Here is a 12,636-nt window from a genome sequence, read left to right as displayed (position 1 = left end):
TAATATTAAGTATATAATCAAACACAAAAAGGGAGGTTTTATTTTTTATGCCAACAACATTCACCAACGCCAAAATTTTCCTCGGTACCGATGCGACCAGCTTCGCGTCGGCCATGACGATTGACCATGGAAAGGTCAGCTGGATTGGTGACCAAGCAGACGTCACTGATCCGGCGGCAAATGACTTGCAGGGCCAAACGGTCTTGCCCGGCTTGATCGACTGCCACACCCATCCCAAGTACATTGCCGACGCTTTGCACGGGGTGGCTTGTACCCCACCCCACGTTAACAGCATTGCTGAACTGATCGCCGCTCTAAAAGCCTCGCCCGCCTATGGCCAGGGACCGGACGTTTGGATCGAAGGCTGGGGCTTTGACGAAACCAAATTGGTTGAACACCGGGCTCCGACCGTGGACGACCTGGATCAAGTCTCCACCACCCAACCGATCTTTTTGTATCGCTCGGATTGTCACTCCTCCGTCGGAAATTCCAAAGCCTTAGCCCTCGCCGGCATTGATGCCAGGACCCCCGATCCGGTCGGTGGCAAGATTGAACGCTTTGCAGACGGACGGCCAACCGGTTTTATGCGCGAAGTGGCGGCCACGCAACTGTTGATTCGCGCCAAGTCCGCCCAAAGCTACCAGACCGACGTTGCCAACCTGACCCAATCTTCCCAGCACTACTTACAAAACGGGATCGTGGCCATCGGTGAAATGATGGGCCGCTTGCACCCTTACGATTCCCTCCAGCTGTATCGTGATGCCAAGGCGGCGGGCTTCCAACCGCGGGCCTCACTGTATTACGTCTATGATGAGCTCAACGGTGAAGACCTGGCGGCTGGGGCCGACGACCAGTTGCGCATTGCCGGGATCAAAGTCTTCATGGACGGCTCGATTTCGGGCGAAACGGCTGATAATCAAGCGCCCTACCCCTCTGGCAAACGGGGCGTGCTACTGACGGACCGCGAAAAATTAGCCCAAGCCGTCGCCTACGCTAAAGATCATCACTTGCAAATAGCGATTCACGCCATGGGGGATGCGGCAATTCAATTGGTCATTGATACCACCAAAGACCTCACCCCGTGGCTGAGCGGAACCCCGTCTGTTCGCATTGAGCACGCTTCGCTTTTGAGTGACACCATGCTGGCCCAAATTGATCAGGCCCAAATGACGTACGGCCTGGCCACCCAACCGATCTTCTTCTTTGCCGAAGACGAATCCTACCGGACCTATTTAAACACGCAGCAGTTCCGCTTGGCCTACCGCCTCAAGGCAATGCTGCACACTAAGGCCTTGACAGCACTCAGTTCTGATGCCCCGTGCACCCCATGGTACGAGCCAGACAGCCCCTTCTACAGTATTTACGCAGCCGTAACCCGGCGGGCGGCGAATGGGCAGGTGGTGAATGCTGACCAAGCCATTTCGGTTCCCGAAGCAGTCCTTGGCTATACTAAGTGGGCCGCCCAACTGGGCCAGTTTACCCATAACGGTAGCCTGAGCGTTGGCAAAGCAGCCGACTTTGTGATCCTAAGCGATGACATCTTTACCGTCCCGCACGAAGCAATCAAAGACATCCGCGTCCAAGCAACTTGGCTAGCGGGCCAAGAAGTTTATCGCGCTGATTAAGCTTTAGCCACCGGTAGTAGCCGGTGGTTTTTGGTTCCGAACGTTTCGAGTGGGACGAAGTTTTTGCCCGTCAACCCCAGCCCACCCGAACAATGATGTGCAAAGTTTGACGGCGGTTTCACTTTACTCTAGCCGAATTTTCACAAAACAAAATTACAAATCGCTCGTCAATCGCGAACTTTTCGTCGCTTTATGTTTACATCATCCGATTTTTACGTATAATAAAGTCACGAATCAAGTTTTGGTTCGGCTTTTCACCAGAGATAGCGATAGAGAGAGAGGATTTATCAAAATGGCAAATGAATTTAACACCGTTGAAGAAGCCCTGACGACCTTGCAAAACGGTGGGTTCATCATTTTATCGGACAATGAAGATCGTGAAAATGAAGGGGACCTGGTCGCCCTGGCTGATCGGATCAGCCCCGAAACGGTCTACCAAATGTTAAAGGAAGCCAACGGTTTAATGTGCGTACCGTTGACAATGGAACGGGCTCACGCATTAGGCTTCACGAAGATGGTCGAAAACAGTACAGACCCGCACGATACGCCTTTCATGACCACTTGCGACGGGACGTTTGAAGCCACTGGCGTGACGACCGGGGTTTCTGCTTTTGATCGGGCAGCCACGATTCGCCAAATCGCCAAGCCAACGGCCACGGCCAGCGACTTTAACCACCCCGGCCACATCCAACCCCTCTACGCGCAAGACGGCGGGCTGCGCCAACGGATTGGGCACACCGAAGCTTCCGTTGACCTGGCCTACCTGGCGGGCGCTCAACCGGTTGCCGTCATCATTGAAGTCCTGAAGGAAGACGGTACGATGGCGCGGCGCGACGACCTGTTTAAGGTCGCTGACCGTTTGGACGTCCCTTACATCACGATCAACCAAATCTTGACTTACATGGACGAAAACGGGATTGCCGATGCCAAGAACGCCCTGGTCCAAGCAGCCGCTGAAGCCTAACCTATTTTAACAAATCAACACAAGAAAAAGGCGAACCACCAACGATTGGTGATCCGCCTTTCTTTTTTGCCCGTTTTTGAACACTTTCTAATGCTTTCCATTATAGCAGTTTTCTTCGCCAATTTAAAGAGTTAATTTCAGAAAGTAACGTCGGAGCCCGCCTTTAACTATCTTTTGATAATAAAATGTTTATGTTCTTGTATAATGAAATTAGCGAGCCGAATGAATCCCAGTTTCGTTAATTAAAACTGGCATCCAGTTAACCGATCCCACTTTTTTCGTAATTATCAACTTAATGCCTCAAACTGGTCAAAGCTTAATTTTGGTGGAATAAATCCCGGGTATAGACCTTATCTGCCACGTCTGCTAATTCTTCATGATACCGATTAGCAACAATCAAAGCACTCTGCGCCTTAAACTTAGCTAAATCATTTTCCACTGGACTGCCAAAGAAGGTGGTCTTACTTGGCAAGGTTGGTTCGTAGATTACCAAGCGCACCCCCTTAGCCTTTAGGCGTTTCATCACTCCTTGGATGGCAGACTCGCGGAAATTATCCGAATCCGTCTTCATCGTGAGCCGATAAATACCAATCGTGACCGGCTTTTCGTGGGCCTGATCATACTGCACACTAGCCGAATAGTCATAGTAACCAACCCGCTGGAGAATCTGATCGGCAATGAAGTCCTTCCGGGTCCGATTCGCCGCCACAATCGCGGAAATCATTTCTTCTGGAACCTGATCGTAATTAGCCAACAATTGCTTCGTGTCCTTTGGCAAGCAATAACCCCCGTAGCCAAAAGAAGGATTGTTGTAATGGCTGCCGATCCGCGGATCCAGCCCCACTCCTTCAATAATCTTTTGCGCCGCTAAATGCCGCGTAGTCGCATAGGTATCCAATTCATTAAAGTAAGCCACCCGCAAGGCAAGGTACGTATTGGCGAATAACTTGACAGCTTCGGCCTCGGTCGGTGGCATCAATAAGGTTGGCACGTCCGGCGCTAGTGCCCCTTCTTGCAACAAGGCGGCAAAATGTTGCGCAGCGGCTTGCTCATCTTCATTAGCTGGAGCGGCTGAAACAATAATCCGGCTCGGGTATAAATTATCGTATAAGGCTTTGGACTCCCGTAAGAACTCCGGGCTAAACAAAATCCGGTTAGTGTGGTAGCGTTCGCGCATTTCCGCGGTAAAGCCAACGGGGACCGTCGACTTAATCACCAGCCAGGCCGTGGCATTAACAGCCAAGACTTGTTCGATCACGCTGGTGACTGCGCCGGTGTCAAAGTAATTCTGCTGGGGATCATAATTCGTCGGGGTGGCAATAATGACATAATCTGCATCCTGATAGGCCGCTGCAGCGTCCAACGTCGCCGTCAACTGAAGCGGCTTCTCCCGTAGGTAACGCTCTAAGTATTCATCTTGGAGCGGGGATTGCCGGCGGTTGATTTGCGCTACTTTTTTGGCAATAATGTCGACCGCCGTTACTTGGTGGTGTTGCGCTAATAAAACGGCCAGTGATAATCCTACATAACCCGTGCCGGCCACAGCAATTTTTAACGGTGCGCTTTTTTCCATTACCGATTCTCCCTCAAGTTACTGATAATGCAATAAATAATTTATTTAAGTATACGCTTTTTCGAGAACGGTTTCAAAGTTATCCATCTCAACCATAAAAGCCCCGCCCTCTTCAGCCAATCAGCTAAAAGAAGGCGGGGCTTATCACATCAATCTTCCTTACCTAGCCCGCAATCGCCATTTGTATAGTAGCGTTGGGCCTCAGCTTCTGAAATTTGACGAGATTGGGCTACTAAGCGGACAATTGGGGCTTTAGCCAGACCATCATCTTTCATCGCCCGAATCATCTTTAATGTCGTCTCATTAGTTCCTTGCATAACTCCCTGCTCGATACCTTGTGCAATTCCCTTTTCAATTCGGTACTCAATATCTTGTTCCTGTAAGTTAATTTTCATCGCCTCGTCCCTCCATTCACTATTCATTTTAGCTTTGGCTTGCATCTATTCTAATTTTAAAATAAACGGGTCATTGGGAGCAACTTTCCCCGTTTCGATAAACTCGCATAAGCGCTGTAAGGCCGGATTCACCTGAGCAGTTGGGGCCGTAACGTCAAGATAAATAAAATTTAAAAGACGGTCCGGCTGATGCTCTCCCGCCATAATCCTGCATCGTTCGAACTGGTGTTGATAGCCCAGTGGATCAAAGCGCGTAAAGAAAATCACATAAATCGGCTTTAAATCTCGGTATTTAACCCCCTGATCCAATTGATTATTGACCATCCCAGCAAAATAGGCCAAGGAGCGCTGAATTAAATTATGCTCATTAGCTACTTGCATCTCAACGTTGAATTGGTTGCCCGCTTGATCCTCAGCAAAAATAAATTCCTTACTTTGCCAAGTTGCTTTTAAGTGCCGCTGAGCAACGACCTGGCAAATTTTGACAATCCCTAGTTCTGGCAAGACTCGCTGCAAAGTTGGCAATAAAGCGGCCTTCTGCTGCATCACTCGAAAAAATAAGTAATCATTACTGAGCGTGGCTTGCTCAAATTTTTGTAGAGCGGCCGCCTTTTCCGCGGCCGTATAGCGACGTTTACGACGTGGCTTTCCCATCGTAATCCCCCCTTTTTCACATTTGAGTGGAAATTCCCCCTCACTTATATATACGCGAAAAAAGGCGATTTATTACTTTTTTCTTTTACTAATTTTCACCGCCGGGGCAGCCGTTTCCCCGCTTCATCCAACAGGGCGTGGAATTCCTTGGCTTCAGCGGCCGTCAACGGAAAATCCGCCATGGCGGCCGCCCATAAGGACTGGTAAGTCATAGTCAGCCCCCAGCGGGCAGCGACCACCCGCCGCGCGTAATTATCAGCTACCATCACTGCCCGGTCAAACAAATAGACCAGCATCACATCCGCCGTCTCAAAGCCGACCCCTTTAATCGCCAATAGGTGCTTACGTAAGGCCGACGTCGCCCAAGTCCGCAGCGCGGGATACTCGTCGTGATACATCGTCAAAACATTCCGGATTGCGCGGGCCTTATTGCGGTAAAAACCACTTGGCCGGATCAAAGCCTGCAATTCTGCTTCCGGCAACCCTAAAAGCGTTGCTAAATCAAAATTCGTCGCTTGGCGCAAGTTCGCTAGGGATTGATCCACGTTTTGCCAATTGGTATTTTGGACCAGAATCATCCCACACAACATCTCGACGTCATTATCAGCCGGCCACCAGCCTTGGGGCCCCAATTCCGCCCGCAGGGTTTGGTACAGTTGCTTAAAATCGTTCCTGGTTATTTCCATTGCTCTTCCCCCATTCGTAACCTTATTTTACTGAAGGGCACAGAAAAAGGCGAGCATTTCAGCTCGGCCGACCTTATTGTTCTAACTTTTTCAAATCATGGACGTATTCCCGGGTTGCTTCATTGGACAACTGGGCAACTTCAATATGGAGATTTTTTTCATAGGTCCACCAGTCAGTCACTTGATACATTCGATCGTGCGCTTGTATGTGCGCAGTCACGGTAGCTTGGGTTAAGCTCGCTTGCTGCGCCGATGTCAGTTGGGTTAAGTCCACAATGTATTCAAAAACTAAGACCCCTTTGCCCCACACGTCGGCCACTAATTGCGACGTTGTCGGGGCGTGTTGGCCAACTAAATTTCGCAGAATCGGCAGGACCACCGCATCGGTACTTGCGGCCGCTTGTCGTTGCACCATCAACGTGGCACGCTTGACTAACAGCCGGTGAATCACCTGATACAAACCCGCCACCACTAAAAAGGCAATCAGCACGGTCAAAATTAATTGCATCCCCGCCACCCCATTTCTTGCTTTTTCTTTATGATACCACGCTTTGGGCGGATTGGGGACGACTTTAACGGTGAAGTGTGCTAGAATAGATTAGTATTTGACAAAATTAAAATTAGCGCGGCCCTAAATATCTTGGCCACGAGAAGAGGAGCGTTAAGAATGACTTTTAAGATCTACTTCCAACCTGACAAGACGATGACTCCCCGGCGGGAAAACACGCAATCAATCTACGTTGAAGCCGAATCCGAAGCGGCAGCTCGCCAACTGGTGGAAGCCAACACGGAATACAACATTGAATACATTGAACTGCTGAACGACAAGGCGCTGGAATACGAGAAGCAAAGTCCGGCCTTCAAGCTCACGACGTTCTAAACGGATCCAGAAAAGCGGGGCTGGGGCAAAGACCCCAGTCCCTTTTTTCCTGGAAACGGAGGAAAATTGTGGTATGCATTTTTCAGTAATTATCAATGAAGTGGCCGGCAGCGGCAATGCTGCCAGTGCCTGGGAAAAAGTGCAAACCGCCCTGAACCAACGGGGCGTTGCCTACACCCCCTACATTAGCAAAGAGCCCGGCCATGCCATCTACCTTAGCCGCAAATTGGCCGAGCGGCTTGCCGGTCAGACTGAGGAAATCGTGCTGGTTGTTGGTGGCGATGGGATCTTGCATGAAGTGATCAATGGCTTGATGCAATGTCCCGCTAATCACGCCCACCCCCTCCCGTTGGCCTACATCGCGTGTGGCACCGGAAACGACTTTGCCCGAGGCTTTGGGATTGCCATGGACCCCGTGGCAGCCCTGGACCAAATCCTGGCGGCCACCAGTCCGCACATGATTTGTGTGGGCCACTACGTTGAAGGAATTAAAAACGAAGAGGGCTACTTCTTAAATAACGTCGGGATCGGTTTTGACGCTGCAATCGTCAGTCGGACCAATAGCTCGAAGCGCAAAAAGAAGATGAATAAATTCCACCTGGGTCACCTTTCCTACGTGGCCAATGCTTTGGGCGCCTTGTACGACCAAGCGCCCTTTGAATTAATGGTGGAAAACGGGAAACACCGCGACTTTTTCCGCAAGGCTTACATCGTGATCGCCTCCAATCATCCTTTCATCGGCGGAGGCTTTCAAATTGCGCCTGAAGCCAGTCTAACCAAGCCCGGCTTGGAATTATTGGTCGCCGAACGGCAAAATTGGCTGATCACCTTCATCCAACTGTGGTGCTTTGCCCGGGGCAAACTGGCCCAATCCCGCTTTGCGACCCGCTATCCGGGCCGCCAACTGCGGTATTCCACGACGTCTTTGGAATTTGGCCAAATGGATGGGGAAGAAATGGGCAACCGCTTTGTCGATTTGACCCTCGACACCATCGCGTACCCCTTCTGGCAAATCCCGCACCATCAAACTAAATCGAACTAAAGCGGCTGAGAAGAAACTATCTTTTCGGCTAAAGCTTAGCAAGTAGCAACAACAAAAAGCGCTAGCAATCAACGTTTTCAGTAACGTGATTGCTAGCGCTTTTGAAGTTTTAAGACTTTTTATCTTGTGGTTCTCATCAGCTCAATCCCTTGGATACCGTACTGGTAGGTCCATTCTTTAATGGTTGTCACATCTCCACTTTCGTAAAAACTTGAAATCAATTCATTCCACTCCCCCCAACGGTCAAGCGGAACATTGATCAACCCCGCCCCATGATCAATCATCCATTTATTGGCTAATAACGTCGCCGTTCGCTTGTTGCCGTCCCAAAAAAGTTGGTTGCGCATCAAATGGTACATTAAAGTCAAAGCTTGATCGGTTGCCGACCGTTGCGAGTCCTTCAATAATTGCTCAAAGAAAGCCTGTTCCACCGCTAGATCCACCAATGGCGGTACAAATTCAGCTCCCGAAGTTAAGGTCACACTTCCGCGTCCCGTACGAAATTCACCCGGAAAGAGAGCTTCATCACGCGCTACAATAGCGTTAATTTGCTTAGCCAATTCCAATGAGACTGGTTCATCATTCGTGACAATCAGCTCCCAGCCTTGCTTTAACAACTTAATAATATCAATGTCCCGGACAGAAACCCCGGCTACGCCCATTCCATCAATGATCGTCTGGGTTTGGGCCAAGGTCGTGTTAACCCCTTCAAAACGCGCATTAGTATGCACTAACCGCGTTAAATTTTGCTTGGCAAAGCGGCGATTCAAATCAACCGTAAAATCATATTGATCTTGAAATTTTTTCATCGGTACAATTCCTTCTCATTTCTAGTGCTTTCACTGCATCCGGCAAAATAAAAAGGGACCTTGTTTTTGGTCCCCACTAGCCAAACTTTACCTGTCCCTTCGGCTGGGGGCTGGGCGCAAATTTGGCTAATAAGCGCGACAGCTCTAAGCGCCGTTGGGGTTGCGGGATAAAGATCCCCATTTTTTCTTTATCAAAGCCGGTCACTAATTTGGTCCGGTCAAAAATCACCGGGTTCTTCAAAATCCGCGGTGCGACCTGAATCGCCGCCGTCAATTCATCAATTGTGACGACCTTTTTATCCAGTTCCAGGGCCTTGGTATCCCGCGACCGTAAAGAGATTAAATCATCCGTCCCGTTAATCGACAGCGCCAGCAGCTGGCGCACTTCTCGCTTGGTTAACGGTTGCTTTTCTAAATTGCGCTGCTTGACCTCAATGCCATGCGCCGTCAGCCAATTGACCGCCTTGCGCTTCGACGGATCATTCGTGTGAAAATAAAGATTAACCATCGTGCACCTCGCTTCATAGTTTATCACCATTGTAGCAAGTCCCGACGCCTTTGACGTCTTTTCACAAACGACTTAATAAATCTTTAGAAATTCCGAACGTTAGTCAATCCCCAGGGCCGCCTGCCAATTTGCCCACAGGGTCGCTTCAGCCTTTGGATCCGCTGCCCGCGCATAGGCCCCTTGACTCAACGTCGCCAAGCGGTCTGGCGCTTGCAGCAAGGCAATCAGCTGGCTGGTCAGAGCCGCTAAATCCCCATTTGGCACCAGTTCGCCGTTAACCCCCGCTGTGACTAATTCCCGGGGGCCATACGGGTAATCGTAACTCAAGACTGGCAACCCGTGCGCCAGCGCTTCGCCCATCGCTAGGGGCCGGTTGTCACTATCGCTGGCATCAACCAGTAGTTGGGCCTGATCGTAGGCGGGCGCCGGATCCTGCACGTAGTCGGCTAATTCGACCACCCCTTGCAGACCCGCGGCTTCAATTTGGGCTTGGTAGGCTTCATGGTCGCCGCCGTAGCCATAAATCTTCAACCGCGCCGTCGGCAGGGTCTGGTGGACGGTCGCAAAGGCCGAAATCAAGGCCGCCGTCCCCTTATCTTCGCCGGTCCGACCCACGGCAATTACCAAGCCGCTTTGCCGTTGGTCAAAGGAAATGGCCGGCGCAACCGGGTCACTGGTGGATGGCAAGGTGTAGAGCTTAGCTTTCTTACCAAGGCGCTGGCGCAAGGCCGCGGTTTGAGCCGCCGTGGGTACCAAAATCCCGGTCCACGCCTTAAGGTTTTGCTTGGCCAAGGCTTCCGCATAAATCCCTAGGAACGGAGCGGTAAGCGGGTCCTGCCCACTCGCCACGTGGTTGGTGGCCAACCACAAAAAGCGTTGGGCCCGCTTGGCCTTCATCAACAAGAGCGGGTGGACAACCGTCCCGGGCCGGTCAGCAATAAAGGTCGCCTGCCCGCCGGCCTGCCGGTTTAACTCATCAAAGAAAAAGGCGGTCAGTTCATCAGCATGCTCAAAGTAATAATCCTGCCCTTGGTAATCCCGCAAGACCAGGCGCGAGTTCAGGGCCGTCCCCGCCGTCGATTCAACCAAGTAGGATTCCAAATACACCGTCCCATCTGGCCGGTAGTAACGAACGTAGTACTTTTCCCCATTCTTGGTGCCGTAAAATTCTTCCAGCGCCTTAAACCCCCGCAGGTCGTAGCGTTGGATCATCGTCAGCTGGCCAGTTTGATCGTACCAATCAACGTGTTCGACTTGGCCAAAGGTGCCCCCGAAGAAGTGAATTTCACAGATCACTTGGCTCCCGACCTTAGCGACGCGGAAATTGTTACCACTGCCGACTAAATAAGCGGCCGGCAAGTGGAGGTCTTCAACGTGGAGTTCTTTGGCCGCGACGTTTTGCGCATCCCCAAAGAAATCATGCAGGGTCACCACTTGTTCATAGGTCAAACCCAATTCCGCTAAGGTTTGCGCAAGGTTCAGCGCGTGGCCCGTCAAGGCCAGCTTAGCGGGTTCCCCGTGCCGCTTAAAGAGGGCTAATCGTTTAAACTCCGTGTGTTCCACGCTGGAATTACGCGCAAAAATATATTCATTGACAAAGTATCTCATGCTTGCCACCCCGCTAAATCATTAATGATTGTCTGATATGCCGCCATGATCTTGGCCTCGGAATACCGGTGAGCATCCTCATAAGCCCCTTCACTAAAGCGGGCTAATTTGGCCTGGTCGCTGAGCAGATCAATAATCTTGGCCGCCAGCTGGTCGAGGTTGCCATTTTCAGTCAGGTAACCGGAATGACCATCGACCACGATGTCACTAGGGCCGTACGGAACATCGTTGGCAATCACCGGCAGCCCGTAGGACAAGGCTTCGACCAGGGCCATTGCCAAGCCTTCGCCCCGGGTCGGCAGGACCATCAACTGGGCTTTTTGATCGATTTCCGGCACCTGTTCGGCATAGCCGCGGAAGTGGACTGATTGCTCGATTCCTTCTTCGGCTACGATTTGTTTTAAGGTCTCGTCAAACTTGTCGTTGGCATACCCCCAGAGGTCCAACTGGGCATCCGGTACCGCCGCCAAGACTTTCGGCCACACCTTCAAAAGGTGATCCTGCTGCTTTTCTGGCGACAACCGGGCCACGACGACGACTTGGTGCAACTGGCGGCTGGCAAAGTCGACGCGTGGCGCGTTGAGTACTTCATCCGGGACGATCGCACTAGGCACCATGTAGACCTTCGAATCTTGCCACCGGGCCTTCACGTCCGCTTCTTGGTGCGGGGTCAACACACCGATCCCATCCCAAGCGGCCGCGTTCTTTAACCCCCAGTCGTAGTTAAAGTTCAAAGCCGAGTGTAGAATGTCGTCATTATTGATAACCTGGTCGTTGTGCAGCTGCATCACCCGGAAGACCCGCCGGCGCATGTGCAAGACCGCCCAACCAATTTCAAAGACCCGGTCGACGATCAGCCCGACCTTTTGGCCTTCGTTGATGGCCGGATCGACGACAATTTGGTCGTAAAAGAAGCTGGTCAATTCGTCGAGCCCGTTAAAGTGGTAGTCCTGGCCGCGGAAATTGAGGTGGTAGCTGACCAGGTCCTGATCGCGGCGGTTTTTAAAGTGAAACTTGCTCAAAGCGAGCCGGCCGGTCGGTGTGTAGTAGTTTTCGGTCGTGATCTGGTTGTTCCAATCATAAAGCTGTTCAACCGACTTGAAGCCCCGGACGTCGTACCAGACAACCTTGACCAGCTTGCCGAAGCGGTCAAAGATTTGTTGGTTGATGATCGTCTTTTGGGCGTTGTCGCGCCGGCGGACGTACATCACCCGTTGGCCGTGTTGGTAGAAGTTATAGTTGATCCCGTCGGCTTTCTTTTGCCACTTCGGGTTGAGGTGCAGATCGGCTAAGGTCACTGCTTTGCTGGGCACGGCGACGGCTTCTTGGAAGTAGTCAAATAAGTTGACGTAATCTTCGGGCGCCACGCCAGCGTGGGCCATCACCTGGGCAAATTCATTTGAGTACTGCCGGGTCACAATTTTGGCCGGTTGGTTAAAGTGCTTAAATAATTTTAAACGCTTTAGCTGGGCGTGTTCGATCCCCGATTTATTCTCCTGGAAGTTATCGTTCAAGAAATACAGCATATGCAATCCTTTCTGGTTAAACCGCCTGCGTTCACCGTCCTAGCTTACCAGGACTTGATGAGGTAATGATGAACGAGCGCGGAATTTTCAAAAAAGCCGGGGCAAAACCCTGCCCCGGCTTTTGGTCGTGAACTGAATGATTATTGGTCCGCCACTGACAGAGAGTACATGGTGGTCTTGCCACCCGTTGTTACCTTAATATCATAATCCACGGCGGAATTCAAGCGCACCTGGTGCTTTTACTCGGGAGCTTCCTCCCTAATTATATATACGCGAAACAGGGCAAATTTTAACTTTATTTCACAAACTTTTTTAACTTCACCATTAAAAGCAGTCACCACGGGCTTAACGGGGGCCAATAATTCG

Annotated in this window: 13 protein-coding genes; 4 read left to right on the top strand and 9 right to left on the bottom strand. The window is 51.0% G+C overall.

Annotated features, from left to right (window positions below):
* Nucleotides 1-47: 47 nt before the first annotated feature.
* Both FC43_RS04605 and ribB read left to right on the top strand, forming a co-directional pair.
* Nucleotides 48-1,625: an amidohydrolase gene (locus FC43_RS04605; RefSeq protein WP_056954502.1), complete on the top strand. Its 1,578-nt coding sequence runs from the start codon at nt 48-50 to the stop codon at nt 1,623-1,625.
* 292 nt (nt 1,626-1,917) lie between these two features.
* On the top strand, nt 1,918-2,589 hold the full coding sequence (gene ribB / locus FC43_RS04600) for a 3,4-dihydroxy-2-butanone-4-phosphate synthase (RefSeq protein ID WP_056954501.1): 672 nt from the start codon (nt 1,918-1,920) through the stop codon (nt 2,587-2,589).
* A gap of 316 nt (nt 2,590-2,905) precedes the next feature.
* Here the strand turns inward: ribB and FC43_RS04595 are convergent, their stop codons facing one another.
* From FC43_RS04595 to FC43_RS04575, 5 genes are all read right to left on the bottom strand, one after another.
* Nucleotides 2,906-4,162: a nucleotide sugar dehydrogenase gene (locus FC43_RS04595; protein WP_056954500.1), complete on the bottom strand. Its 1,257-nt coding sequence runs from the start codon at nt 4,160-4,162 to the stop codon at nt 2,906-2,908.
* A 149-nt stretch (nt 4,163-4,311) separates the two neighbouring features.
* The gene (locus tag FC43_RS04590) at nt 4,312-4,557 is read right to left on the bottom strand and encodes a hypothetical protein (RefSeq protein ID WP_056954498.1); all 246 of its coding nucleotides are present in this window, start codon (nt 4,555-4,557) and stop codon (nt 4,312-4,314) included.
* A gap of 45 nt (nt 4,558-4,602) precedes the next feature.
* The gene (locus FC43_RS04585) at nt 4,603-5,211 is read right to left on the bottom strand and encodes an Rpn family recombination-promoting nuclease/putative transposase (protein WP_056954497.1); all 609 of its coding nucleotides are present in this window, start codon (nt 5,209-5,211) and stop codon (nt 4,603-4,605) included.
* A gap of 95 nt (nt 5,212-5,306) precedes the next feature.
* Nucleotides 5,307-5,897, bottom strand: coding sequence for an endonuclease III domain-containing protein (locus tag FC43_RS04580; protein WP_056954496.1), 591 nt, complete (start codon nt 5,895-5,897; stop codon nt 5,307-5,309).
* Nucleotides 5,898-5,970: 73 nt separating this feature from the next.
* On the bottom strand, nt 5,971-6,405 hold the full coding sequence (locus FC43_RS04575; RefSeq protein ID WP_056954494.1) for a hypothetical protein: 435 nt from the start codon (nt 6,403-6,405) through the stop codon (nt 5,971-5,973).
* Nucleotides 6,406-6,564: 159 nt separating this feature from the next.
* Between FC43_RS04575 and FC43_RS04570 the strand changes: the two genes are divergently transcribed.
* Both FC43_RS04570 and FC43_RS04565 read left to right on the top strand, forming a co-directional pair.
* Entirely contained in the window at nt 6,565-6,777 is a 213-nt protein-coding gene (locus FC43_RS04570; RefSeq protein ID WP_019205125.1) for a DNA-directed RNA polymerase subunit epsilon, read from the top strand.
* Nucleotides 6,778-6,850: 73 nt separating this feature from the next.
* A complete protein-coding gene (locus FC43_RS04565) occupies nt 6,851-7,819 on the top strand; it encodes a diacylglycerol/lipid kinase family protein (protein WP_056954488.1) in 969 nt (322 codons plus the stop codon).
* Between the two features lie 119 nt (nt 7,820-7,938).
* Here the strand turns inward: FC43_RS04565 and FC43_RS04560 are convergent, their stop codons facing one another.
* The 4 genes from FC43_RS04560 to FC43_RS04545 form a co-directional block, all read right to left on the bottom strand.
* A complete protein-coding gene (locus FC43_RS04560; RefSeq protein WP_056954481.1) occupies nt 7,939-8,628 on the bottom strand; it encodes a Fic family protein in 690 nt (229 codons plus the stop codon).
* A 76-nt stretch (nt 8,629-8,704) separates the two neighbouring features.
* Nucleotides 8,705-9,136, bottom strand: a complete 432-nt coding sequence (locus FC43_RS04555; protein ID WP_056954471.1) for an ArsC/Spx/MgsR family protein — start codon at nt 9,134-9,136, stop codon at nt 8,705-8,707.
* Between the two features lie 99 nt (nt 9,137-9,235).
* The gene (locus tag FC43_RS04550) at nt 9,236-10,744 is read right to left on the bottom strand and encodes a glycosyltransferase (protein WP_056954464.1); all 1,509 of its coding nucleotides are present in this window, start codon (nt 10,742-10,744) and stop codon (nt 9,236-9,238) included.
* Complete coding sequence (locus FC43_RS04545; protein ID WP_056954459.1) at nt 10,741-12,270, bottom strand: glycosyltransferase; 1,530 nt, start codon at nt 12,268-12,270, stop codon at nt 10,741-10,743. The genes FC43_RS04550 and FC43_RS04545 overlap by 4 nt, the downstream gene beginning before the upstream one ends.
* Nucleotides 12,271-12,636 lie beyond the last annotated feature (366 nt).

This window comes from Limosilactobacillus ingluviei DSM 15946 (assembly GCF_001435775.1).
Lineage (GTDB): Bacteria > Bacillota > Bacilli > Lactobacillales > Lactobacillaceae > Limosilactobacillus > Limosilactobacillus ingluviei.
Note: the sequence above shows the minus strand (reverse complement) of the source record. Positions and strands in the feature narration are given on the sequence as shown.